Source organism: Nitrincola alkalilacustris, from assembly GCF_008973755.1.
GTDB classification, from domain to species: Bacteria; Pseudomonadota; Gammaproteobacteria; order Pseudomonadales; family Balneatricaceae; genus Nitrincola; species Nitrincola alkalilacustris.
Map to the genome: position 1 here is coordinate 366,999 of NZ_WBOM01000002.1, position 23,757 is coordinate 390,755.

22 protein-coding genes are annotated in these 23,757 nt (G+C 53.2%); 19 read left to right on the forward strand and 3 right to left on the reverse strand.

Annotated features, from left to right (window positions below; all coding sequences use genetic code 11):
- Positions 1-24 precede the first annotated feature (24 nt).
- Positions 25-798 (reverse strand): DUF6969 family protein, encoded by a 774-nt coding sequence (locus F7R27_RS04530; RefSeq protein ID WP_206060369.1) that lies wholly within the window; start codon positions 796-798, stop codon positions 25-27.
- A gap of 8 nt (positions 799-806) precedes the next feature.
- On the reverse strand, positions 807-1,307 hold the full coding sequence (locus F7R27_RS04535; protein WP_151703029.1) for a hypothetical protein: 501 nt from the start codon (positions 1,305-1,307) through the stop codon (positions 807-809).
- A 4-nt stretch (positions 1,308-1,311) separates the two neighbouring features.
- Here F7R27_RS04535 and F7R27_RS04540 point away from each other — a divergent pair, with 4 nt between their 5' ends.
- The 19 genes from F7R27_RS04540 (at position 1,312) to F7R27_RS04625 (ending at position 22,619) form a co-directional block, all read left to right on the forward strand.
- The gene (locus F7R27_RS04540; protein ID WP_151703030.1) at positions 1,312-1,590 is read left to right on the forward strand and encodes a hypothetical protein; all 279 of its coding nucleotides are present in this window, start codon (positions 1,312-1,314) and stop codon (positions 1,588-1,590) included.
- 246 nt (positions 1,591-1,836) lie between these two features.
- Positions 1,837-1,965, forward strand: coding sequence for a hypothetical protein (locus tag F7R27_RS18905; protein ID WP_276612555.1), 129 nt, complete (start codon positions 1,837-1,839; stop codon positions 1,963-1,965).
- 513 nt (positions 1,966-2,478) lie between these two features.
- A complete protein-coding gene (gene arsS / locus F7R27_RS04545; protein ID WP_151703031.1) occupies positions 2,479-3,483 on the forward strand; it encodes an arsenosugar biosynthesis radical SAM (seleno)protein ArsS in 1,005 nt (334 codons plus the stop codon).
- Complete coding sequence (locus tag F7R27_RS04550; protein WP_151703032.1) at positions 3,483-4,424, forward strand: metallophosphoesterase family protein; 942 nt, start codon at positions 3,483-3,485, stop codon at positions 4,422-4,424. Before arsS ends, F7R27_RS04550 begins: the two co-directional genes overlap by 1 nt.
- Positions 4,421-6,568 carry an FAD-dependent oxidoreductase gene (locus F7R27_RS04555; protein WP_151703033.1) on the forward strand — a complete coding sequence of 716 codons (2,148 nt, stop codon included), beginning with the start codon at positions 4,421-4,423 and terminating at the stop codon, positions 6,566-6,568. The genes F7R27_RS04550 and F7R27_RS04555 overlap by 4 nt, the downstream gene beginning before the upstream one ends.
- A 17-nt stretch (positions 6,569-6,585) precedes the next feature.
- Complete coding sequence (locus F7R27_RS04560; RefSeq protein ID WP_151703034.1) at positions 6,586-7,413, forward strand: sterol desaturase family protein; 828 nt, start codon at positions 6,586-6,588, stop codon at positions 7,411-7,413.
- Positions 7,406-8,170 carry a TIGR04283 family arsenosugar biosynthesis glycosyltransferase gene (locus F7R27_RS04565; RefSeq protein ID WP_151703035.1) on the forward strand — a complete coding sequence of 255 codons (765 nt, stop codon included), beginning with the start codon at positions 7,406-7,408 and terminating at the stop codon, positions 8,168-8,170. Before F7R27_RS04560 ends, F7R27_RS04565 begins: the two co-directional genes overlap by 8 nt.
- Before the next feature lie 13 nt (positions 8,171-8,183).
- Positions 8,184-8,792, forward strand: a complete 609-nt coding sequence (locus F7R27_RS04570) for a TIGR04282 family arsenosugar biosynthesis glycosyltransferase (protein WP_151703036.1) — start codon at positions 8,184-8,186, stop codon at positions 8,790-8,792.
- 89 nt (positions 8,793-8,881) lie between these two features.
- The gene (locus F7R27_RS04575; protein ID WP_151703037.1) at positions 8,882-10,264 is read left to right on the forward strand and encodes a sodium:solute symporter family transporter; all 1,383 of its coding nucleotides are present in this window, start codon (positions 8,882-8,884) and stop codon (positions 10,262-10,264) included.
- An 86-nt stretch (positions 10,265-10,350) separates the two neighbouring features.
- Positions 10,351-10,935 (forward strand): sigma-70 family RNA polymerase sigma factor, encoded by a 585-nt coding sequence (locus tag F7R27_RS04580; RefSeq protein ID WP_240776229.1) that lies wholly within the window; start codon positions 10,351-10,353, stop codon positions 10,933-10,935.
- A 2-nt stretch (positions 10,936-10,937) separates the two neighbouring features.
- Positions 10,938-11,120, forward strand: a complete 183-nt coding sequence (locus F7R27_RS18985) for a zf-HC2 domain-containing protein (RefSeq protein ID WP_420846612.1) — start codon at positions 10,938-10,940, stop codon at positions 11,118-11,120.
- 254 nt (positions 11,121-11,374) lie between these two features.
- The gene (locus F7R27_RS04590) at positions 11,375-12,223 is read left to right on the forward strand and encodes a tripartite tricarboxylate transporter substrate binding protein (protein ID WP_240776230.1); all 849 of its coding nucleotides are present in this window, start codon (positions 11,375-11,377) and stop codon (positions 12,221-12,223) included.
- A 103-nt stretch (positions 12,224-12,326) separates the two neighbouring features.
- Positions 12,327-13,274, forward strand: a complete 948-nt coding sequence (locus F7R27_RS04595; RefSeq protein WP_151703040.1) for a tripartite tricarboxylate transporter substrate binding protein — start codon at positions 12,327-12,329, stop codon at positions 13,272-13,274.
- A gap of 172 nt (positions 13,275-13,446) precedes the next feature.
- On the forward strand, positions 13,447-14,397 hold the full coding sequence (locus F7R27_RS04600) for a tripartite tricarboxylate transporter substrate binding protein (protein ID WP_206060371.1): 951 nt from the start codon (positions 13,447-13,449) through the stop codon (positions 14,395-14,397).
- Between the two features lie 171 nt (positions 14,398-14,568).
- The gene (locus F7R27_RS04605; RefSeq protein ID WP_151703042.1) at positions 14,569-15,519 is read left to right on the forward strand and encodes a tripartite tricarboxylate transporter substrate binding protein; all 951 of its coding nucleotides are present in this window, start codon (positions 14,569-14,571) and stop codon (positions 15,517-15,519) included.
- Positions 15,520-15,647: 128 nt separating this feature from the next.
- Positions 15,648-16,598 carry a tripartite tricarboxylate transporter substrate binding protein gene (locus tag F7R27_RS04610; RefSeq protein ID WP_151703043.1) on the forward strand — a complete coding sequence of 317 codons (951 nt, stop codon included), beginning with the start codon at positions 15,648-15,650 and terminating at the stop codon, positions 16,596-16,598.
- A 187-nt stretch (positions 16,599-16,785) separates the two neighbouring features.
- The gene (locus F7R27_RS04615; protein ID WP_168927424.1) at positions 16,786-19,437 is read left to right on the forward strand and encodes an EAL domain-containing protein; all 2,652 of its coding nucleotides are present in this window, start codon (positions 16,786-16,788) and stop codon (positions 19,435-19,437) included.
- Positions 19,438-19,598: 161 nt separating this feature from the next.
- A complete protein-coding gene (locus F7R27_RS04620; protein WP_151703045.1) occupies positions 19,599-21,725 on the forward strand; it encodes a putative bifunctional diguanylate cyclase/phosphodiesterase in 2,127 nt (708 codons plus the stop codon).
- 195 nt (positions 21,726-21,920) lie between these two features.
- On the forward strand, positions 21,921-22,619 hold the full coding sequence (locus F7R27_RS04625; protein WP_151703046.1) for an SDR family oxidoreductase: 699 nt from the start codon (positions 21,921-21,923) through the stop codon (positions 22,617-22,619).
- A 69-nt stretch (positions 22,620-22,688) separates the two neighbouring features.
- On the opposite strand, the gene F7R27_RS04630 is transcribed toward F7R27_RS04625, so the two are convergent.
- Entirely contained in the window at positions 22,689-23,672 is a 984-nt protein-coding gene (locus F7R27_RS04630) for a calcium/sodium antiporter (protein ID WP_151703047.1), read from the reverse strand.
- Positions 23,673-23,757 lie beyond the last annotated feature (85 nt).

Sequence of the window (23,757 nt, forward strand, 5' to 3'; positions counted from 1 at the left end):
ACATGTTCCTTGGCAGAGGGTTGGTCAGCTCTCCAGAACTGCTTTTATCTCTGCCAGTGTAGCCTGAACCGAGATAGGCAGATAGCCGGTGATCTCCAGGCGGCGATCCTCGAATACATCCTGATCATGATGTGTTGTCTGCCATTGCTGGATTACCTGATCCCGGTGTCGGATCAGCCCCTCTATCCAGGGACGATAAAGTACCAGCATGGCAGTCAACCAGCGGTTGGTTGGCCAGGAGGGGTTGGCATGATCTATGGCAAATCCGGGCAGCATACGAATGACGTCTTCTGCACTGTACCAGGTTTCGTCTGTTACCCAGCGGTTGGTCATGAACAGGCCGATCGGATCACCCCAGCCATCCATTGAAATGGCAACCAGGTGTGACAAGGCGTTACTGCCCTGAGGCCACAGCTCATCAGCCGATGGCCAGCTCAGCGGTTGAATGTCGTTCGGCATGCCACCTGAGCGAAGAAACGTATGGAAATGACCATGTTCGACTGAACCTCTGTGAGCGTGATAATAATATTGCGAAAAGGTCTCTGCATCATAGACATCGTCCTTGGGGTAGTGGGTCATCTCATAGAACTCTCCCTGTCCCCTGAGCACCTCGCCCACGATGTTAAGTCCGCCTTTTTTCAGTACCCTTCGGCACTCCAGCACTTCATGACCCGCGTTGAACATTTTGGTCAGCAGGGCTCTGTCGAGTGATCTCAGATCAGCCACAAACTCTCCGGGATCTGACACCCCGGAGCGCTCGCTTTGCAGCATGAGATCCATTGGTAAGGACTCATTCATATTCATACTCAGGCTGCCTTGGCCTTGCAGGGATTTTTGACTGCACAGGGGTTAGCCGCACAGGGATTTGCCGCACATGGGTTCTTGGTGGCGCATGGATTTTTGACTGCGCAAGGGTTTGCGGCACAGGGATTGGCAGCGCAGCTACCCTTTGCGGCACAGGGGTTTGCCTGAAAACGCTTCTGCTCTTCCTCCATGAAGGCGGTCAGAGCAGCCAACTCCATGGAACCCCAGGGAAGTGGGTCGGCAGCCATGGGCGCTACCATGCACAGTTGTACCATCTCATCCAGATGGACTTGATCCATACCGAACATCGAGCTGGCCATATGAACCGGATGAGGGTAGGGGTTGGCAAAGGTCTGCATATAGCCTGCCAGGTCATTGTGGCAGGAGGCGCACGACAAACCGTTGCTGGACAGACTGGTGTCGGCAAACAGGGCTGCCCCGGTTTTCAGCAGTGCTTCGCGATCCGCTGTTGTATAGGGGGTATAGTCTGCCGGGCGTGTCACTGCTTTGGCAGCACAGGGATTTTTTGCGGCACAAGGGTTGGCTGCACAGGGATTAGCTGCGCAGGGGTTGACCGCGCATGGATTAGCGGCACATTTTGCCGTACAGGGGTTCTTGGCTGCGCAGGGATTAGCTGCGCAAGGATTAGCAGCACATTTCGCTGCGCAAGGGTTGGCTGCACAGGCATTTTTTGCCGCACAGGGGTTTTTAACAGCACAGGGGTTGGCAGCACAGCTGCCTTTGGTGGTGGCTGCGCAGGGTTTGCAGGCACGACAGGAAGCGTAAAGTGCGACAGGTATACCGCCCAGCAGGATAGTCATCAGTCCGGCAGATACAGCTGAAGCCAAGGTTTTTCTGTTGTCTGGTAGGTTCATGGTACTCACCGTTATTGTTTTGTGATGGTTTATGAGTAACCCGTTATGCAGGTTGCAAGGGTTAGTCGTACACTTCCGGTTAATCCTTACAAACTTATTTTGTTTTCATGATTGAGGGTTCTTCATTAAAAGAGGCCTGATGAAGAGGAAGGTTTAAATGGTGCAAATTGGACTCAAATGCAGCCCGGTTTGGTTATGTGATGCCATATCCTGGTTTTTCGGGTTGATGTTCCTGCTCGCGGTTGTCGGACTGGTGGTGATCATCATCCGGGAGCACAGGCGATGAAGCGATAGGCCAAGTGAGCGTGCCGAGACTGATTACAGTTGTTGTTTGGCCCTATGTGTTTCGGCAACGCGCGCTGTGATTCAGGCCAGAAGCAGTGGCAGCAAAACCAGACCGGCAAATGCGAGCCCCAGGCAGAAGCCAACCGATTATCAGGCCAGAGAGTATGGCTGCCAGGTAGATCCAGACCTGATGCTGTTCCAGTGTTGCGCGCATGGTATATCCTGTAGAGGTCTGCAAGTGCTTATGAGTGCGTAGTACTGTCACTGAGGGCCCAGTAACTAAAGGCCCAATAACTAAAGGTTCAGTACCAGGATGCAGTAACAAAAGTTGTGTAGCAGAACATCATCAAATAGTTTGAACCAGCCGCTTCAGTAGCTGTGTACCAAGTTAAAAAATTGAACCCAGACTGTAAGGAAAAGCGTACCCTCACCGACTCAGTCAAAATTGAAGTCAATTATTGAGGGCTTCACCAGGTTTAACTCTATTGTCAATCAGTCACGAAGGAAGCTGTCCATGCATGCCATGTTACCCAAACTGATCGCCACAGATTTTCCGCCACTGCGACGCAAGAAGCTGGATACACTGCAGGCCAATATCACCTATCGCTGTAATCAGTCCTGTGTGCACTGTCATGTCGCGGCCAGCCCGAAGCGCAAGGAGGAGATGGACTGGGACACCATGGAGCTGATGCTGGAACTGGTGGATCGTCATGGCATAGGTCTGGCTGATCTGACCGGAGGAGCACCCGAGCTGAATCCGCACTTCAGACGTCTGGTGAGCGAGTTGCGCCAGCGTGATGTGAAGGTGATCGACCGCTGTAATCTGACTGTTCTGTCTGAACCCGGGCAGGAGGATACCGCTGAATTTCTGGCTCAGCATCGAGTGGATATCGTCGCCTCGTTGCCTTGTTATCTTGAAGATAACGTCAATGCCCAGCGCGGTAATGGTGTGTTTCAGGCGAGCATTGCCGGGCTTAAACAGCTCAATGCACTGGGTTATGGTGAAGAGGGATCGGGTCTGCTGCTGAATCTGGTCTTCAATCCCCAAGGTCCGAGCCTGCCTCCTTCGCAGGTGGAACTGGAAGCCGACTACAAGCGCGAACTGGCAACCCGGTTTGGTGTCCACTTCAATCAGTTGTATACCCTGGCCAATATGCCGATTCAACGTTTTGGCAGCACGCTGGTGTCGAAGGGGCAGTTTGAACCCTATATGCAACTGCTGCGTAATTCCTTCAATCCCGCGACACTGGATACCCTGATGTGTCGCAGCCTGATCTCGGTCGATTGGCATGGCTATGTGCATGACTGTGATTTCAATCAGCAACTGCAGATGCCACTGGGTGACTCGCATAGGCAGGTGCATATCAAAGAGCTTCTTGAGCGTGATCTGGCAGGAGATCCCATTGCGATTGCCGATCACTGTTATGGCTGTACTGCCGGTCAGGGCTCCAGTTGTGGTGGAGCGCTGAGTGCTGATGCTGAAGAGGACAGTAAAACCTGCGCCGGAGCAGCGCATTGATGCAACCGGGGCGCAGTTGTCCGCTGGACTATCGATATCCACCATCGAGCTTTCGTCGTGCACCTGATTTCAGGTGTGATGCGCTTTATGTTGCTGGTGGGTTGTATGGCAACCCTTTTGCGCTGGATGAGATAGAGCGGATGCAGGCGTTGGAACCAGACAGCCGACTGGTATTCAACGGCGATTTTCACTGGTTTGATGCTGATGCATCACTGTTTGCTGATATCCAACAGCGTGTCGGTACGCAAGGTTTACTGGGGAATGTCGAGCAGGAGTTGGTTCGGCACCAGGATCAGCCAATTCCATCAGATGTGGGATGTGGATGCGCCTACCCCGATGACGTGCCGGATGCATTTGTGCAGCGCTCCAATCAGATCCATGCGGCTTTAAGCACGGCCATTGCTCAGCAGCCGTTACTGACTGCCCCTTTACGTGATCTGCCGCAACAGGCCATGGTGGAGGTGGCAGGGCGTCCGGTGGCACTGGTGCATGGTGATGCCACATCACTGGCCGGCTGGGGCTTTGCGCTGGAAGCGCTTGATGATCCGATGATGCAGACGACCTATCGTGACTGGTTTGAGCAGTCCGGCGTGGATGCCTTTGCCTGCAGCCATACCTGTCTGGCGGTGTGTCGTCGCTTGTCATCGGGTGTGGTGATCAATAATGGCGCAGCTGGCATGCCCAATTTTGCAGGCAGCCAGTATGGAGTGATCACGCGTATCGCAGCAGAGCCAGGCCCGCATCAACCTCTGTATTTTACCGAGTGGCGTGGTCTTCGCTACGAGGCATTGGCGGTGCGTTATGATCATGCTACCTGGTGGCAGCTGTTTACGCGTATCTGGCCTGAAGGCAGTGCCGCTTACCTTTCCTACGCGGACAGAATTCAACAGGGAACGACATTGCTGCTGAAGCAGGCGAGCCCGGCAGGAGCTTTTAAATGAAGAAAAAACTACTGATCATTACCGCGTTGATCCTTTTTCTGCTAGTTGCCTGGCAGCAGAGCTGGCTGAGTCTGCTCAGCCTTGAGAATCTGAAGGCGCAGCAACTGGTGCTTGAAGGCTGGCGTGACCAGCATCCACTGTTGTCCAGTCTGGTGTTCTTCGGCATCTACGTGTTGGTGACGGCGCTTTCACTGCCGGGGGCTGCGGTGATGACGCTGGCGGGGGGCGCAATCTTCGGCCTGCTCTGGGGGCTGGCATTGGTGTCCTTTGCCTCGACTCTGGGGGCGACTCTGGCGATGCTGGTGTCGCGCTATCTGCTTGGTGACTGGGTGCGCCGACGCTTTGCCGGACGTATGCAGGCGATAGACGCCGGTGTTGCACGTGAAGGTGGCTTTTATCTGTTCACGCTGCGGCTGGTGCCACTGTTTCCCTTCTTCGTCATCAATCTGGTGATGGGCCTGACCAAAATGCGGGTCTGGACCTACTGGTGGGTCAGTCAGGTCGGGATGCTGGCCGGTACCCTTGTCTATGTCAATGCCGGCACACAACTGGCCCGGATCGACTCGCTGTCGGGAATCCTCTCCATTGAGCTGTTGGGTGCCTTTGCGCTGCTGGGTGTGTTTCCGCTGCTGGCACGGCGTATCGTCGATCGGGTCAAGGCGCATCGGGTGTATCAGGGCTGGAGCAAGCCTAAACGCTTTGATCGCAATCTGATCGTGATCGGTGCGGGCAGTGGTGGTCTGGTCAGTGCCTATATCGCGGCGGCGGTCAAGGCGAAGGTAACGCTGGTTGAGCAGCACAAGATGGGTGGCGACTGCCTGAATACCGGTTGCGTGCCATCCAAGGCGATTATCCGTTCCGCCAGACTGGCCCAGGAGATGCGCAATGCGGATCACTATGGGCTTGGCAAGGCACAACCTGAGATCGATTTTTCCAGGGTGATGCAACGGGTACATCAGGTGATCGATACCATCGAGCCGCACGACTCGGTGGAGCGCTATACCAAGTTGGGTGTTGAGGTGCTGCAGGGCCGGGCCGAGGTGATCTCTCCCTGGGAGGTTAAAATAACCTCGGCAGACGGTACGGAGCAGGTGCTGTCGGCACGCTCCATCATCGTTGCGACGGGTGCTCGCCCTGCAGTACCAGATCTGCCGGGGCTGGATCAGGTGGAGTATCTGACCTCAGATAACCTCTGGCAACTGGAAAAACTGCCTGAGCGCCTGCTGGTACTAGGTGGTGGGCCGATCGGCTGTGAGCTGGCCCAGGCTTTTGCACGCCTTGGTAGCCGGGTGACACAGGTACAGCGCAATGCGCGCCTGATGCCACGTGAGGATGAAGAGGCCAGTGCGCTGGTGATGCAGCGTTTTCGTGCTGAAGGGATAGAGTTGTATCTGAACACCAAAGCCCTGCGCTTTGAAACAAGAGGTGATGAGCAGGTGCTGATTGCCGCCTCGCCTGAGGGGGAGTTGGTGCTGCCATTTGACCGTTTACTGCTGGCGCTTGGTCGAAGGGCCAACGTCAGCGGTTTCGGGCTGGAAGCGCTGGGTATTGAAGCCCGTGACAATGGCACGCTCGACAGTAACGGCTTTTTGCAGACCCGCTTTCCGAATATCTATGTTGTGGGTGATGTGACTGGGCCCTATCAGTTTACCCATGTGGCCGCTCATCAGGCCTGGTATGCATCGGTGAATGCGCTGTTCAGCGGTTTCAAATCCTTCAAGGTGGATTACCGCGTTATTCCCTGGGCTACCTTCACTGATCCCGAAGTGGCGCATGTCGGCTTGAACGAGCAGGAAGCGCAGGCCAAAGGAATCCCTTATGAAGTAACCCGTTTCGGCATTGATGATCTGGATCGGGCGATTGCCGATGGAGAGGCCTATGGTTTCGTCAAGGTGCTGACGGTACCTGGCAAGGATCGCATACTGGGGGTAACGCTGGTCGGGAACCACAGTGGTGATCTGATTGCCGAATATGTGCTGGCGATGAAGCATGGCATCGGGTTGAACAAGCTGCTGGGAACGATCCATATCTATCCGACCATGGCCGAGGCGAACAAGTATGCTGCCGGTGAATGGAAGCGCGCACATGTGCCGCACAGGGTTCTGGCCTGGGTGGAGCGGTTTCATTACTGGCGACTGGGTTAAGGGCAGGAAACAAGACAATGATGGCTGAGTGGGTGATCAGGCTGGGTGTGTTTCTGGGTGTGTTTGCACTCTGTGCTGCCGTGGAGTGGTGGCGCCCGAAACGCACCTGGCACTATGCCAGAGCACGTCGTTGGGGGATCAACCTCGGGATTACGCTGCTGAACTCAGTGCTGGCGCGACTTACAGTCGGTGCAATTGCCGTAACCACGGCGCTCTGGGCGCAACAGCAGGGCTGGGGACTGTTCAATCTGCTGGCACTCCCGCAGCCGGTGGTCTGGGTGGTCGGGCTGCTGTTGCTGGATCTGGCGATCTGGCTGCAGCATCTGGCGACTCATCATATTCCGGTGTTATGGCGTCTGCATCGCATGCATCATGCCGATCTTGAGCTGGATGTGACAACGGGCCTGCGCTTTCATCCGATCGAGATAGGCCTGTCCTTGCTGTACAAAGCGCTGATCGTACTGCTGTTCGGTATAGATCCCTGGGTGGTGATAGTGTTTGAAGTGATCCTGAACGCTTTTGCCCTCTTCTCTCATGCCAATATCCGTCTGCCGGCAAGGCTGGATCGCACACTGCGCACCTTGGTGGTAACACCGGATATGCACCGTGCGCACCATTCGATCCATCCGGATGAAACCAACACCAACTTCGGCTTTTTTCTGTCGATCTGGGATCGGCTCTTCAACACCTACACAGCACAGCCACGCGATGGGCATCTGCAGATGACGCTGGGGCTGGCGGAGTTCAGGGATGAGCAGCGGCTGGGCTTTATCAATATGCTGGCGATCCCGCTGGCACCGCTGAAACCGACCGTGACGAGCGAAGAGGAGGTGCGACATGGCTGAGCCGCGCATCTCCATCATCATTCCGGTGCTGAATGAAGCGGGGATGATTCAGGCGCAACTGGACAGCTTGCAGCCTCTGCGTGAGCATGCTGAGCTGATTCTGGTGGATGGTGGCAGTCGGGACGGCACACTGGAACAGGTCGGCGGGCGCGTGGATCACGTGTTGCGGAGCGAGCCAGGCCGGGCTACCCAGATGAATCTGGGGGCCATGCATGCCAGTACGCCACGGTTGCTGTTTCTACATCTGGATACTCGGCTTGAGTGGAAAGCGCTGCAGGCGTTGCTGATCCGCTGGCCGGATTCATCATGTATCTGGGGTCGTTATGATGTGAACATCTTCGGCTCACATCCGATGCTCAGGGTGGTGGCTTGTATGATGAATCTGCGTTCACGCCTGACTGGTATCGCAACCGGTGATCAGGCGATCTTTGTCTGCCGTGAACTATTTGCGGAGGCGGGAGGATTTCCGGAGCAACCGCTGATGGAGGATATCGAGATCAGTCGCCGACTGGGTGCGCGCCAGCGCCCTCTGTGCCTGCGCACGCGCGTCACCACTTCCGGGCGGCGCTGGCAGGAGAAAGGTGTCTGGCGCACCATCTGGTTGATGTGGTCGTTACGCTTTGCCTATTGGCGTGGTGTATCGGCCGAAGCCTTGGCTTTGCGCTATGGCTATCGTCCGGCAGTACAGCATCCGTCCGGACAGGGTTCGAGGCATATGTCGGGGCGTGTGTCGGGGGATAGTTCAGAGCATGGGTAGAGGAGGGTTATAGATGACCGCGCTGGCGATCTTTGCCAAGGCACCTGTGCCGGGTGAGTGCAAAACACGGCTGATGCCGATGATGAGTGCTGAAGCGGCGGCGAGTGTGCATCAGCAACTGGTGCTGCGCACCTTGCAGACGGCGCTCGCCAGCCAGCTATCACCGGTTCAGCTCTGGTGTGCCGGTGACAGCGAACATCCGTTTCTATTTGAGATCAGCCGCCGTTTCGGTGTGCAGCGGTTTCAGCAGCAGGGGGCGGATCTGGGCGAGCGGATCATTCATATGTTTGGTGAGCATCAACAGCCGTTGCTGCTGATCGGCAGCGACTGCCCGGTATTGACCCCTGAGCTGCTGCAGCGCTGTGCCGCTGAGCTTGAAACTCAGGATGCAGTGTTTCTGCCGGCAGAGGATGGTGGCTATGCACTGGTCGGGCTGAACCGGCCTGAACCTGAGCTGTTTCGTGGCATCCAGTGGGGCACCGGGCAGGTGATGGCTCAGACCCGTGAGCGCTTGCAAAGGTTGCAGTTGCGCTGGTCAGAGCCTGAGCAGGTATGGGATGTGGACAGGCCGGAAGACTACCGACGTGCGCGACAGTTGCTGGCGGGGCTGATCGTTCAGTAACCGGCCTGAATCAGCTGCCTGTCAGTGTAAGGATCATGTTGCTGCTGCGACTAAGGCTGCAGATAGATATCAAACAGGGAAAATCCGATATGAATGCAGTTGATATGCCTTTACTCATCTCCGCGCTGGTGCTTGTTGCGGTTGGCAGCCTTGTGCTGGCACCACGTGTCAGAACTGCTGAGGGCTTTTTTCGTGGCAGCAGTGATGCGGGCGTGCAGCCAGGTGTCCTGACGCTGACCTTCTCCCAGGTGACCACCTGGATCTTTGCCCGCTCGCTGTTGAATGCCGGGATTCTGGGGTATTTTTTCGGCATAGCCGGTGCTCTGGCCTACACTGCCTATTACGGTTCATTCCTGACTGGCTGGCTGATTGTGGATCGTCTGCGATTCAGACATGGATCAGCCAATATGCAGAGCTTTCTGCAGGCGCGATTTGGTCGTCTGGGTAATGCCTGCTTCAATTTTCTGTTGGTGATGCGGCTGCTGACAGAGGTGTTTGCCAACCTTCTGGTGGTGGGTATCGTGTTCGGTATCGCCGGATCAACAGAGTACACCCTCGCGATTCTGGCTGTGGTCGCAGTCACGCTGATCTATTCGATGACGGGTGGCCTGCGGGCATCGCTGCGGACTGATCTCCTGCAGATGGGCATTTTGCTGGTACTGCTTGCTGCCCTGTTTGTGCTGATGCTCCAGCATAGCCTGTTCGACCTTCCGGCAGTAATGATGAGTAGTCCCGATATCACATCGCCAGGCTGGATACTGCTGGTGGTGGCGCTGCTGCAGGTACTGAGCTATCCGATGCATGATCCGGTGATGATGGATCGCGGCTTTCTGGCTGATCGGGACACTACGCGCAGAAGCTTCATGCATGCTTTCTGGATCTCATCCCTGTGTATTCTCGCGTTTGGGCTGCTGGGTGTATTTGCCGGATTGAACAAGCTTGAAGGCGAGGAGTTTCTGACTTCAATTGCCCGCCTGCTGGGTGAACCTGCGATGCTGATGCTGGCCGTGGCGCTGGTGATCTCAGCCGCCTCGACCATGGACTCAACCTTTTCCAGTGCCGCAAAGCTGGCTGTGGTGGATATGGGTATGGGAAAGGGCAAGGCTGGCAGCGGGCGGATTGCGATGCTGCTGTTTGCGATTGGTGGGCTGGTGCTGGTGTTCTTTGGGTCTCAGGATCTGTTTTCGGCGGTGGCGGTCAGTGGTACGGCTTCGTTGTTTCTGACGCCGGTAATCATCTTCTCAATTCTGGCTGGACGCGAGGTCAGGTCATGGGCCTTTATGGTGACGTTCTTTGCGGCCATAGCGGGCTCGATCATCTACTTTCTGGAGAGCTCGGGCAGGGTCGGCTGGGTTGGTGCTCTGTCGGGTGTTGAACACAACTATGCCAAACTGCTGATCATCACGCTGGTGATTCTGCTGGTGGGGCTTGTCAGTTTTGTTCTGGCACTGGTACCACGAACCAAAGCATAAAAACCGGGTCTCAACTACGCAAAATTGAATATATGGCGTAAAGTTGGTTGAGATCCCTTTATTACATGCAATGGGGTGTTGCAGCAGTGACAGACAGGCAGGATAGTGAGTCATATGAAAAGCGACTTGAGGCAGTAAGACCAAGGCTTCTGGCGTTTGCCAGACTGCAGTTGGGTGATCAGCATACGGCTGAGGATCTGGTGCAGGATGCCTTGCTGGCCGCTTATGAATCTCTGGACAGGTTCCGAGGTCAGGCGAAATTTGAAACCTGGGTGTTCGGCATTCTGCGGCATAAGTTGCTGGATGAGATACGCAGTCGAAAGCGGCTGCAGCCGATCAGCCTGAATCAGGATGATTATCCTGATATCGAACACTTTTTTGCTGCCAATGAGATGTGGGAGCGAGCCGAAATTCCCCAGCCCTGGCATGAGCCTGAACAGGCACTGGAAAAGGATCATTTCTGGCAGGTGTTCGATATCTGTGTATTTCATCTGCCAACCAACACGGCGCGGGTGTTTACCCTGCGTGAATTACTGGGCATGGATACGGATGAAATCTGTGACAGCCTGGGAATATCGGAGCAGAACTGCTGGGTGATACTGCACCGGGCCCGCTTGAAGTTACGAGCCTGTCTTGAAAAAAGCTGGTTCCTGAATGAGGAGGCTTCCTGATGATGTCCTGTCGGCATTCCACAGAACTGATGTCACAGAAAATTGACCGGCCACTGACATTGAAAGAGCGTCTTTGGTTAAAGGGGCATCTGCTGATGTGTTTTCGCTGTCGGCGCTGTGATCAACAGCTGGATTTTATTCATCAGGCCTGCCAGAAGCGCAAAGAAGGAGGGGATGCCAGTTAAACTACTCTCAGAGCAGCTGTTTATGCGATATTATTAAATTATATTTTTTCTATGTAACTGCATGATTTATTTAATTTTGCTGGTTTGTGGACAGGTTATAAAAGGCGAATTAGACTGCATTGGAGGGGCATGATAATTAAAAGAAATAGCCTATGAAAATAAAAACGCTGTCTCATTTCACTGTACTTTTTACACTGTTCTTAAACGGTGTGACCCCACTTGCGGCTGACAATTTCCCGTCCAGGCCTCTGACGATGTTGATCGGGTTTAATCCGGGCGGCAGTACCGATGTGCAAGGGCAGGTGCTGGCTGAAGTCCTGTCCGAACAGCTCGGGCAACCGGTCAATATCATTCATCATCCCGGTGCCGGAGGTGGTGCGGCAGCAGCCATGCTGGCCAACAGCCCCGATCAGGGATATGTGTTCAAGTATGGGCTGTCCCTGCCATTTACCTTTGCTCCGCTCATCTCGCCTGCATCTTATGAACTGAACAGTTTTCGCTACGTGGCAGGCATCACCCTGGCTCAGGCAGCCATAGTCACAGGACGGAATAAGCCTTTCAAAACCTGGCAGGAATTAATTGAACATGCGAAGGCGAATCCGGGTTTGATCTATGCAACCCAACATACTCATGATCGTTTCATCATTAATCATATTGCCAAACACGAAGGCCTGTCTCTGCGTATCATGCCGACTACGGGTGGGGCTGGCATGGCGCCTCTGATTGTCTCGGGGGATGCGGATTTCGCCTACAGTGGTGGAACACACAGCGCCTATACTGATTCGGGTGAGATGCTGGTACTGGCCAGCCTGGCTGATGATCGGCTGGTTTATTACCCTGAGGCACCCACCTTACGCGAGCTGGGATATGATATCAGCATGCATGCCATTCGAGTGATTGCTGTTCCTGCCAACACACCGGATGAGCATGTCAGGGTACTGGCGGAGGCTCTGGAAATAGCCACTCGTGATCCCCGGTTTATTCAGGTGACTGAAGAACGGATCAGGATGCCGGTTGTGTTCATGAGCAGCGAAGAGTTGAACACCCTGTTTGCCAGTCAGGTTGAAGAGTATAAACAGTTGATTTCCGATTCGGCTGAGTAATCTTCTTTGCATGTGTAGCTCTTGCCTCCCTGATGGGCAGAGTTTCAGAATAGCTCTAAACTTCAGTGACGGGCACATCAATCTGCAATAAAGAAGTATATATATGAAAATTAAAACGTTTTTCAGGCTTGCCTTATATTTATCACTGCTGCTGGGAGTGGCAGCTATTGCAGATGACAAATTCCCATCACATCCGCTGACAATGCTTATCGGGTACAACCCAGGCGGCAGTACCGACGTGCAGGGGCGTGTTCTGGCCGAAGTGCTGGCAGAGCAACTGGGCCAACCGGTCAATATCATTCATAACCCGGGCGCCGGTGGTGGTGTGGCAGCTGCGATGCTGGCCAGTAATACAGATCAGGGCTATGTGTTTCAGTTTGGCTCGTCACTCCCGTTTACCATTGCACCGCTGGTAGCGCCTGCTTCCTACGAACTGGGTAGCTTTCGCTATGTGGCTGGGATGACCCTGGATCAGGTGGCGATAGTAACCGGAGCCGGCAAACCCTTCTCAACCTGGCAGGAGCTGATAGAGTACGGCAGGGATAATCCGAATCTGATCTATGTCACTCCGTTCACCCAGGATCGCTACATCATCAACCACATCGCAAGGCGTGAGGGACTTAATCTGCGTATCGTACCGATTACAGGTGGCGCTGAAATGGCACCGCTGATTGTATCGGGCGATGCGGACTTTGCCATCAGTGGGGGTACGCACAGTGCGTACACTGACACAGGGGAGATGCTCGTGCTGGCCAGCATGATCGACGAGCGGCTGGTCTCCTATCCGGAGGCACCTACCCTGCGTGAGCTGGGATATGATGCCAGTATGGGCTCCGTCCGCGTCATAGCAGTGCCTGCCGATACGCCGGATGAACGTGTCCGGGTGCTGTCTGACGCTCTGAAGGCAGTCACGCATGATCCCAGGTTTATTCAGGTGACGGAAGAGCGACTCAAAATGCCGGTTGTATTCATGAGCAGCGAAGAGCTGGATTCCCTGTTTTCCAGACAGGTTGAAGAGTATAAGCAGCTGATTGCCGACTCGGTTGAGTAATGTCCATTGGTGCTTTTTAGGATATGCAGGCGCTGATATGTTTCATGTTCTGCAACTGAAATCAGCTTTGTAACACATGTATCAGTTAGACCTTTCCCTGTTGGACAGACTGCTTAAGGCTCCCTAAACTGCACTGAACGGGTATTTCAATCAGCGAAACAGAAGTTTGCGTATGAAATTAAAAAATGCCTATCTGCTTGGCGGGCTCATTTCACTGTTCTTGATGGGGTCGTTTGTCTTTGCAGAGGACGATTTTCCGTCGCAGCCTCTGACCATGCTGATCGGGTTCAATCCTGGCGGAAGTACAGATGTTCAGGGACAAGTGCTGGCTGAAGTCCTGTCTGAACAGCTTGGGCAGCCGGTCAATATCATCTATCACCCCGGAGCAGGAGGCGGTGCGGCAGCAGCTATGCTTGCCAGCAACACTGAGCAGGGTTATGTCTTTCAATATGGGCTGTCACTGCCCTTTGTCTTTGCGCCATTAGTCTCGCCCGCTTCCTATGAGCTGAACAGTTTTCGTTATGTGGCTGGCATCAGTCTGGATCAATCGGCTATTGTCACCGGTCCGGACAAGCCCTTTAATACCTGGCAAGAGCTCATAGACTATGCAAGGGAGAATCCTGGTCTGACCTATGCGACTCAGGTTATTCTTGATCATTTTGTAATCAATCACATCTCGGAGATTGAGGAGTTATCACTGCGTATTGCTCCGACCACAGGTGGGGCAGACATGGCATCGCTGATTATCTCAGGCAACGCAGACTTCGCCATCAGTGGTGGTACTCATGCCTCCTATACAGATTCCGGCCAGATGGTGGTACTGGCCAGCCTGTCTGATGAGCGGTTGGTGTATTATCCAGAGGTGCCAACCTTACGTGAGCTTGGGTACGATATCAGCATGCATGCCATTCGGGTAATTGCCGTCCCTGCCAATACGCCGGATGAGCATGTCCGGGTCCTGTCGGAAGCATTGGAAGCGGTCACGCATGATCCCAGGTTTATTCATGTGACTGAAGAACGGATTAAGCAGCCGGTTATTTTCATGAACAGCGAAGAGTTACATACCCTGTTTGCAAGGCAGGTTGAAGAGTATAAACAACTGATTGCAGATTCGGTGAAGTAGTGCCCATTGGTGCCTGTTCTGATACACAGGCTGATTTACTTGATATCTCAGCTATTGGAATCAGTTCAGTTACACATGTATCACTCCTATTTGGCTTCTTGGACAGCGTGTAACCGACACCCTAAACTGCTATGGACGGGCATTTAAATCCGCAACAGCAGAGGTATGATTATGAAATCCAAATCGTTGTCTATGCTTGGTGTGTTTTTTGCCCTTCTGCTAACTGTTTCACCGGTCAGTGCAGATGATGGCTTTCCTTCTCAGCCACTGACTATGTTGATTGGTTTCAATCCTGGCGGGAGTACGGATATTCAAGGTCAGGTATTGGCTCAAGTTTTGTCTGAGCAGCTCGGGCAGCCGGTCAATATCATCCACCATCCCGGTGCAGGAGGTGGAGTGGCAGCTGCGATGCTGGCCAGCAATCCCGATCAGGGCTATGTCTTTAAGTATGGGCTATCACTACCCTTCACCTTTGCTCCACTGGCATCGCCTTCTTCCTACGAACTTAACAGCTTTCGTTATGTGGCGGGCATTACGCTGGATCAAGCTGCTATTGTCACCGGGCCTGATAAACCCTTCAAAACCTGGCAGGAGCTGATTGATCATGCCAAGGTCAATCCCGGTTTGGTTTACGCCACGCAGATTACTCCCGATCGCTTCATTATGAATCACATTGCTAAAATTGAGGGGCTGTCACTACGCATTGTTCCGACCACAGGTGGTGCGAGCATGGCCCCATTGATTATTTCGGGTGATGCAGACTTTGCTTTCAGTGGGGGGACGCATAGTGCCTACACCGACTCGGGTCAGATGCATGTGCTGGCCAGCATGACTGATGAACGGCTGGTACATTATCCGGGAGCACCGACCTTGCGCGAGATGGGCTATGATATCAGTCTTCACGTTGTTCGTGTGGTGGCAGTGCCGGCTAACACACCGGATGAACATGTCAGGGTACTGGCTGAGGCCCTGGAGGCGGCCACGCGTGATCCCCGATTTATTGAGGTGACTGAAGAGCGGATAAGGATGCCGGTTGTATTCATGAGTAGCGAAGAGCTGGATTCCCTGTTTGCCAGACAGGTTGAAGAGTATAAGCAGCTGATTGCAGACGCGGTCGAGTAACTGCCATTGATACTTCTCCTGATTCTCCTGGGCAGCTGTATCAGCTCTATCCCTGGTGGACAGAATTTCAAAGTCACCCTAAACTGCAATGAAAGGGTACTTCAATTAGCAAAAGCAGAAGTATGCATATGAAAAACAAAATGCTGTTCATGTTTGCTGTATTCGTATCATTGCTGCTGACAGGTCTCCCTGTTATGGCGGATGATGACTTTCCGTCACAGCCTTTGACAATGCTGATCGGATTCAACCCTGGTGGCAGTACCGATGTGCAGGGACGAGTACTGGCAGAAGTCTTGTCCGAGCAACTCGGGCAACCGGTCAATATCATTCATCATCCCGGTGCCGGAGGTGGTGCCGCTGCAGCCATGCTGGCCAGCAGTACCGATCAGGGTTACATTTTCCAATATGGCTTGTCGCTCCCGTTCACCTTTGCGCCACTGGCATCGCCAGCATCCTATGAGTTGAACAGTTTTCGCTATGTGGCGGGTATCACACTGGATCAGGCTGCGATAGTCACCGGACCGGATAAACCCTTTAAAACCTGGCTGGAGCTGATCGATTATGCCAAGGCTAACCCAGGCTTGATTTACGCCACGCAGAATATTCAGGATCGTTTCATTATTAACCGCATTGCCAAACTGGAGGGGCTGACAATACGTATTGTCCCGACAACGGGTGGCGCAGGCATGGCACCCTTGATCGTATCAGGCGATGCTGATTTTGCTTTCAGTGGTGGCACACACAGCGCTTATACAGACTCAGGGCAGATGCATGTACTGGCGAGCCTGGCAGATGAGCGTCTGGTCTACTATCCGGAAGCACCGACCTTGCGTGAGTTGGGTTATGATGTCAGTATGCACGCCGTTCGCGTGGTTGCCGTTCCTGTAGATACTCCGGATGATCATGTCAAAGTGCTGGCTGAAGCGCTTGAAGCCGTTACCCGTGATCCCCGGTTTATTCAGGTGACAGAAGAGCGGATAAAAATGCCGGTTGTATTCATGAACAGTGAAGAGCTGGATACACTGTTTGCCAGTCAGGTTGAAGAGTACAAACAATTGATAGAAGACTCGAATGAGTAGGGTTCTCCTGTCATGCATCGGGTGTTATTGTCGCTGAAGACAAAATGTACAAGGCCAGTAGTGGCAAAGAGGTCAAGGCTGGATGCAGTCAAACTCGCTATCAGCGGACAAAAAACCAAATGGACGAGGAAAATGGGAACTTAAGTTTGCAACACGGATAGCCTTGATCTTTGGATTCCTCGGGTTCATGGCGCTGGTTGTATCCATGGCCTATTCTGTTCGTACAGCTGAAATCAGCCTGCAATCTGAAATCGAAAACAGCCTTTTTCAGCGTCATCGCACGGCACAGACAATTCTTGAAAACAGACTCAATCTCCTTGAAGTGTATCTGCACACGGCTGCATCCAACCGTATTTTTACTTCACTGGCGGGCCAGGATGCCGAGTTCGACACGGTAGCCGAGGATATGATCTTCATGTTCCAGGACTCTGCCATGGGTGCGATTCTGGACGTTTTTTTCCTGCTGGACTATTCAGGCAATCTGGTTATGGATGCTGGCTTGCCGCTCTATGACATCACACCAGTGCTGACTAAAATGCGCTCCCCAGTCCACTACACCAATACCTGGCATGTCGTGACCAGTGATGATCTCACGTTAATGCTGAAAGCCGTTCCCATTTTTGATCCGGCCACTATTCAGTTGCGTGGCTACATGTTTGCCGGGCTGGCGATAGGACAGAACCGCTCTTTCCTGAGGGCCTTGACTGATAGGGCAGATCTCGACTATCTCGCGGTTGGCTCCGAGCGCAGGCTGAAAAACTATTACAGCAAGCTGGAAACAGGCGCTTTTCATACGGATGAACCGGTTGAGATGTCGCTGTTGAGATATCACGATGGTGTATATCTCATGCGCAAGCAGATGAAACTGGATAATAACACCTATCCCTTGTGGATAGAGTTCGGTGTCTCGGAGGAACGTTTTGTTTCTGCTACTGAAAACTACTGGCAATCGTTTTTTCTGCTGTCGGGTGGCTTTCTGTTTCTGCTCTTTGTGGCCGCCTGGCTGCTTCATCTCAGTCATGATCAGGCGATCGGAAAGCTGATCAAGTATATTCAGGCGATCCAGCAGGGCGTTCGCGGAGCGCACTTCACGACAACCGGGGTCTATGAGTACAACCAGGTGGGTGAAGCGATGCAGCGCATGGTAGAGGATCTCAATATCGCTGCCACAGTGTTTGAGTCCGCAGAAGGGATGATGGTGACCGACAAGGATAAGATCATTCTGCGCGTCAATCAGGCCTTTACCGATATCACCGGCTACAGCCCTTACGAGGTGGTGGGGCAGCATCTTGAAATCATTCGCTCCAGAAAACATGACCAGCAGTTTTATGAAAACATGAACGAGGCACTGGAGGAGGATGGTGCCTGGCAGGGTGAAATGTGGAATGTGCGCAAGAGTGGCGAGGAGTATCTGCAATGGACCAGCATATCGGCGGTGATGAATGATACAGAAGACAGCATCATCAACTATGTCGTGACTCTGGTGGATGTGACCCAGCGTAAAGCGGCAGAAACCAAGATCAGACAACTGGCATTCTACGATCAGTTGACTGACCTGCCCAATCGCCAACTATTGATGGAAAGACTGGTTAAGTCTCTGCTGGCAAGCTCTCGCAATGAGCACTATGGTGCGATCCTGTATATCGATCTGGATGACTTCAAAACCCTGAATGACACCAGGGGTCATGATATGGGTGACCGGCTGCTGAAAATGGTTGCCGAAAGACTCTTGGCCTGTGTCCGGCGCAATGACACTGTCTCACGTATCGGGGGAGATGAGTTCATCATCCTGCTGGAAGATCTCGGCAAGAATCAGGAAGCAGCCTCCAAGCAGGCGGATGCTTTGAGTAGAAAACTGCTCGAGACTCTGGCTAGACCCTATAGCTTTGAAGATCTGGAACATTTCAGTACGCTCAGTATCGGTATCACTCTGTTTCATGGCGAGAATGAAAGCGTGGATGACCTGCTCAAACAGGCAGATCTGGCGATGTATCAGGCTAAGGCATCCGGTCGCAATACGCATCGCTTCTTCAACCCGGATATGCAGGCTAAAGTTCTGGAGCATGCTGCGCTGGCCAATGATATCAGACAGGCACTGGTAAGGGATGAGTTTGTCCTCTATTTCCAGCCACAGGTAAACCATCGGGATCAGTTGATAGGGGCAGAAGTTCTGTTGCGCTGGACGCATCCGGAGAAAGGGATGATTTCCCCGGTCGAGTTCATACCGGTCGCTGAAGACACTGGGCTGATTCTACCGCTTGGGGAATGGGTCATTGATAACGCCTGCAAGGAGCTGGCGCTCTGGTCCAGTCAGCCTGAATCACGACACCTGGTGCTGGCGGTCAATATCAGTGCCAAGCAGTTTCATCAGGCTGATTTTGTCGAACTGGTACTCAGTTCAATCCGGCGATATGGGACAAATCCGGCGCGCTTGAAACTTGAAATAACCGAAAGCATGCTGCTTGAAGATCTGGATGATACCATCAAGAAAATGACACAGCTTCAGGTACATGGCGTGAGTTTTGCGCTGGATGATTTCGGTACCGGGTATTCATCATTGTCTTATCTCAAACGTCTACCGCTGGACCAGTTGAAGATCGACAAATCCTTTGTGCGAGATCTGCTCACTGATACACATGATGCCGACATTGCACGCACCATAGTTTCTCTGGCCAAGAGCATGAACCTGTCTGTCATTGCCGAAGGTGTCGAAACAGAGGAGCAGCGCAGCCGCCTGGCCAGTTATGGTTGCCTTGCATATCAGGGGTATCTGTTCGGGCGCCCCGTACCGATTGAGAAGCTCCAGCTGGTTCGTCACAGCTTTTCAGGCCTGGAATAGGCGAATCCTGTCTTGGTTGGGCAAGCCACTGTTTTTTCAGAAGCTATTCCTTCATGCCCTTTTCTTCACGAAAAGTTCTATACTCATTCAATGAAGTCTTGAATTTTTTGTTCTCACATGTGATGTTGTGGTGATAACAATCAGATGGAACATCGTCATTGATGACTGTATCCAATGCTAAAGTCTCCTCTAAACAGGGGAACCTTCCAACAGTTATGCTGGATGATCAGTTACTGCTGCGACAGCAGACAATCATCGAAGCAGCCAACCAGATGATTGCCACCATTGCGGTTGATCAACAGCTGATCTATCTCAATACTTTCGGCAGGCAGCTTCTGGGTGTTTCGCAGGACCATGATCTGCTGACAGAACCCCTTTATGTGCATGAGTTTCATCAAGCAGCCACCTACCAGTATCTGAATACTGAGATTTTCCCGAAACTTGTGGCCAATGCAGAGCGCTGGGATGGCGAGCTGGAGATCAAAAATCTGCAAGGTGAACTGATCCCCGCTCATATGACGATTGTTCCCCACCTGGATGCTCAGGGTGAGGTGATCTGGATAACCGGAATAGCCAAGGATCTCAGGCTGCGCAAACAGTACGAAGCGCAGCAGAGGCTGGCACTGCGAGTGTTCGATAATACCATCGAAGGTATCATGGTGACGGATGCTCAGGCACGTATCCTTCAGGTTAACCAGGCATTTGTTGAGATCACCGGATTTACCGAGGAGGAGGTCCTGGGTAGAACGCCAAAGATGCTGCGCTCTGAACATCACGATGAGTACTTTTATGATGCGATGTGGGATCAGGTGGAGGCGGATGGACGCTGGCAGGGTGAAATATGGAATCGGCGCAAGGATGGCAGTGTTTTTCTACAGTGGCTGTCGATCAACTGTCTGAGAGATCCTCACGGCAAGACGCAGTACTATGTATCAGTGTTTCATGATCTTACCGAAATGCGGGCCAAGGAAGCTGAGATCAGTCATCTATCCAACCATGACCCTCTGACAGGGCTGGGTAATCGGCATCTGCTGAATGAGCGTATTCATCACGCCATCCGTCAGGCGCGTCATCAAAGCAGTCGTCTGGCGCTGATGGCAATAGATCTGGGCGAGATACAACTGATCAATGAAACGCTCGGGCATGTGGCCTGTGATCGCCTGATTCAGAGCCAGGGAAAAAAGCTGGCCACGATGATGGACGATTCGGTGACGGTGGTTCGCTTCGGTGCAGATGAGTTTACCGTGTTGATAGAGGATGTTGTGGATCCTTACAGCGTCAGTCAGCTGGCCCAGAAAATCAGACAGTCATTGCAGGAGGCGGTTGAACTGGATGGACACCGTGTCCGCCTTAGCCCTTCATTGGGTATAGCTTTTTACCCTGAAGATGCCACAGATGATGGAGGGTTGCTGCGTAATGCTCAGGTCGCGCTGAATCAGGCTAAACAATCAGGTCGTGATACCTTTCGTTTCTATGATCAGAATATGGGCCAGGAGGCGCGTGAGCGGCTTATGCTGGAGCAGTCTCTGCGTGATGCGATCACTCAGGGAGCACTGGAGCTGCACTATCAACCCAAGGTATCGCTGAATACCGGAGCTATTTATGGTGCAGAGGCGCTGCTGCGCTGGAACCATCCTACGCTTGGGAGTATTTCACCGGCTGTGTTCATACCGATTGCTGAAGTGTCCGGGTTGATTGTCGAGATCGGCTACTGGGTATTTCGTGAAGTCTGTCGGCAGTTATCAGACTGGCGCCAGGACGGTCTGAAGTTGCCGCGTATCGCCGTCAATATGTCGGTTCAGCAACTGGAACGCACAGATCTGCTTCAACAACTGCTCAGCTCGCTGCAGACCTATCACCTGCCTGTTGATGCATTGGAGCTGGAAATTACCGAAACCGGCCTGATGAAAAGTGAAGGCCTGGCACTCAGCAGTGTGCAGTCGCTTTCATCAGAGGGCTTCAGACTGGCGTTGGATGATTTCGGTACCGGCTACTCCAGTCTTTCATATTTAAGACGCTTGCCATTATCCACTCTCAAGATTGATAGATCTTTCATCTCCGATATGCAGTCAGACCGCGTGGCGCTCAGCATCGTCAGAACCATCATCCAACTCTCACGAGATCTGGGCCTGGATGTGGTTGCAGAAGGTGTGGAGTTGAGCGAGCAGGTCGACCAGTTACGTGAGATGGGTTGTGACCTTGTACAGGGATATTTTTTCTATCGTCCGATGAGCGCAGAGCGGTTTCAGACACTGCTGCTGCCTCAGGAGGACAGCTCTGGCCAATGATATTTGATCTCTGTTGTCTGGCTCCAGCTTGTCCTCACACCCCTTCACTCCCTCCTCACTGTTTCTTATTACACATATTAAACGACCGGCATGACGGTAAATTTTCAGTCGCTGCTACACTTAAGGTAACCCGATAAACATAACAGCGGCGGTGAACTTGATCGGTCACACTGCCATGACAGTTGGAGATGGGACATGACAGCGACTGTGTTGATTACAGGGTGTGGAAGGGGGGTCGGGCTGGAGCTGGCGTATCAATATGCACGTGATGGTTGGCAGGTTCATGCCTGTGCACGGGATCTGGAAAGAGCAGAAGCTTTACGCGCCCTGGCGGCGGGTTACCCTGAACAGGTCAGCTTGCATGCGCTGGATATTACACGTGATGGCCAGATCACGGCCTTGAACCGTGTGTTGGGTGATACTGTGCTGGATCTGCTGATCAACAATGCGGGGTACTATGGGCCTCATGGGGTGCAGTTCACCCATCTGGACAGAGAGATCTGGCGTCAGGTTCTGGAGGTGAATACGCTATCCCCCCTGATGCTGACACAGGCGCTTCTGCCTCGTGTGGCCGCAGGCAAAATGAGGACCATCGCCTTTCTCAGCAGTAAGGTTGGCAGCATTGCCGATAATCGCTCAGGAGGCAGTTACTACTATCGCAGCTCCAAAACTGCGTTGAATCAGGCAGTGAAAAGCCTTTCTGTGGATTATCATGGTTCGGGACTGAAGTTTGTGATGTTGCATCCGGGCTGGGTGCAAACCGATATGGGAGGACCCAATGCACTGATATCCCCTGAGGAAAGTGTGACAGGACTCAGGCAGGTGATCGCCAACCTGACACCTGATCAGTCAGGCAGTTTCCTGAATTATGATGGCAGCGTAATTCCCTGGTGACACAAGGTTTCAGACCCCCTTGCAACCAGCGAATCAACAGGTTGCAAGGGGGAAGGAAGGGCAGGGCGCTCAGGCCAGTCCGTGGCTGATACTGTAAACCAGATAGCTGGTATAACCGACATAAGTCAGCAACAGGGCACCACCTTCAAAGCGGTTGATCCGACCTTTTCCCGGCCCCTTGAAGCCATAGCCTGTAATGAACAGTGACAGTGTCAGAGCCGCCATGACTGGCCAATCCCGATAAAGCACTTCAGCAGGAACAGCCAAGGGGTGAATCACACCCGCAATCCCCACAACCGCCAGTGTATTGAACAGATTGGAGCCGAGCACGTTACCCAATGCGAGATCATGCTCACCCTTCCTGACAGCGACCAATGCGGCTGCCAGCTCCGGCAGGGAGGTGCCGACGGCGACAATAGTCAGACCGATGACCAGATCACTGACCCCAAGCGCCATCGCGATATCGACCGCACCCCAGACCAGCATCCGCGAGCTGATCACCAGTACAACCAGACCGATCAGAAGCCACATGACGGCGGTCTTGAGCGGCATGGGATCATCTTTCAGTTCAGCGACGATTTCGGTACTCAGAATATCCTTGTGCTGCTTCATGCTGGTATGAATCGTCCAGTACATCACACCGGCAAAGACCAGCAGCATCAGGCCGGCATCCAGTCGGGAGATCTGTCCGTTCAACAACAAAAGGCCTGAGACCAGCGTGACACCACACAGCAGCGGCAGCTCCTGGCGCAATACACCGGATTTGACGGCGATGGGGCTGATTAATGCAGTCAGACCCAGAATAAGACCAATATTGGCGATGTTTGAGCCATAGCCATTGCCCAGTGCCAGCCCCGGATTACCCTGAAAGGCTGCGATGGCCGAGATAAACATCTCGGGTGCAGAAGTACCAAAGCCGATGATCACCATACCAATCAACAAAGGCGGCATGCCCGCATACTGCGCTGTGGCAGCCGCACCATCCACAAAACGGTCGGCACTCCATACCAGTAATCCCAGCCCGACAATAATCGCCAGTACCGCGAGTAACATGATTTAACTCCCTGAATGATAAAAACAGACCCGATTATGGGTAATCTGTACCACTTGTTGGTCGAACGACCATCTTCTGAGTGGT

Excerpts from the sequence above, each read along its gene's own strand:
- F7R27_RS04530 (WP_206060369.1), bottom strand. The coding sequence starts at position 798 with ATGAATGAGTCCTTACCAATGGATCTCATGCTGCAAAGCGAGCGCTCC.
- F7R27_RS18905 (WP_276612555.1), top strand. The coding sequence starts at position 1,837 with ATGGTGCAAATTGGACTCAAATGCAGCCCGGTTTGGTTATGTGATGCC.
- arsS (WP_151703031.1), top strand. The coding sequence starts at position 2,479 with ATGCATGCCATGTTACCCAAACTGATCGCCACAGATTTTCCGCCACTG.
- F7R27_RS04550 (WP_151703032.1), top strand. The coding sequence starts at position 3,483 with ATGCAACCGGGGCGCAGTTGTCCGCTGGACTATCGATATCCACCATCG.
- F7R27_RS04555 (WP_151703033.1), top strand. The coding sequence starts at position 4,421 with ATGAAGAAAAAACTACTGATCATTACCGCGTTGATCCTTTTTCTGCTA.
- F7R27_RS04560 (WP_151703034.1), top strand. The coding sequence starts at position 6,586 with ATGATGGCTGAGTGGGTGATCAGGCTGGGTGTGTTTCTGGGTGTGTTT.
- F7R27_RS04565 (WP_151703035.1), top strand. The coding sequence starts at position 7,406 with ATGGCTGAGCCGCGCATCTCCATCATCATTCCGGTGCTGAATGAAGCG.
- F7R27_RS04570 (WP_151703036.1), top strand. The coding sequence starts at position 8,184 with ATGACCGCGCTGGCGATCTTTGCCAAGGCACCTGTGCCGGGTGAGTGC.
- F7R27_RS04575 (WP_151703037.1), top strand. The coding sequence starts at position 8,882 with ATGAATGCAGTTGATATGCCTTTACTCATCTCCGCGCTGGTGCTTGTT.
- F7R27_RS18985 (WP_420846612.1), top strand. The coding sequence starts at position 10,938 with ATGTCCTGTCGGCATTCCACAGAACTGATGTCACAGAAAATTGACCGG.
- F7R27_RS04590 (WP_240776230.1), top strand. The coding sequence starts at position 11,375 with ATGTTGATCGGGTTTAATCCGGGCGGCAGTACCGATGTGCAAGGGCAG.
- F7R27_RS04595 (WP_151703040.1), top strand. The coding sequence starts at position 12,327 with ATGAAAATTAAAACGTTTTTCAGGCTTGCCTTATATTTATCACTGCTG.
- F7R27_RS04600 (WP_206060371.1), top strand. The coding sequence starts at position 13,447 with ATGAAATTAAAAAATGCCTATCTGCTTGGCGGGCTCATTTCACTGTTC.
- F7R27_RS04605 (WP_151703042.1), top strand. The coding sequence starts at position 14,569 with ATGAAATCCAAATCGTTGTCTATGCTTGGTGTGTTTTTTGCCCTTCTG.
- F7R27_RS04610 (WP_151703043.1), top strand. The coding sequence starts at position 15,648 with ATGAAAAACAAAATGCTGTTCATGTTTGCTGTATTCGTATCATTGCTG.
- F7R27_RS04615 (WP_168927424.1), top strand. The coding sequence starts at position 16,786 with ATGGCGCTGGTTGTATCCATGGCCTATTCTGTTCGTACAGCTGAAATC.
- F7R27_RS04620 (WP_151703045.1), top strand. The coding sequence starts at position 19,599 with ATGACTGTATCCAATGCTAAAGTCTCCTCTAAACAGGGGAACCTTCCA.
- F7R27_RS04625 (WP_151703046.1), top strand. The coding sequence starts at position 21,921 with ATGACAGCGACTGTGTTGATTACAGGGTGTGGAAGGGGGGTCGGGCTG.
- F7R27_RS04630 (WP_151703047.1), bottom strand. The coding sequence starts at position 23,672 with ATGTTACTCGCGGTACTGGCGATTATTGTCGGGCTGGGATTACTGGTA.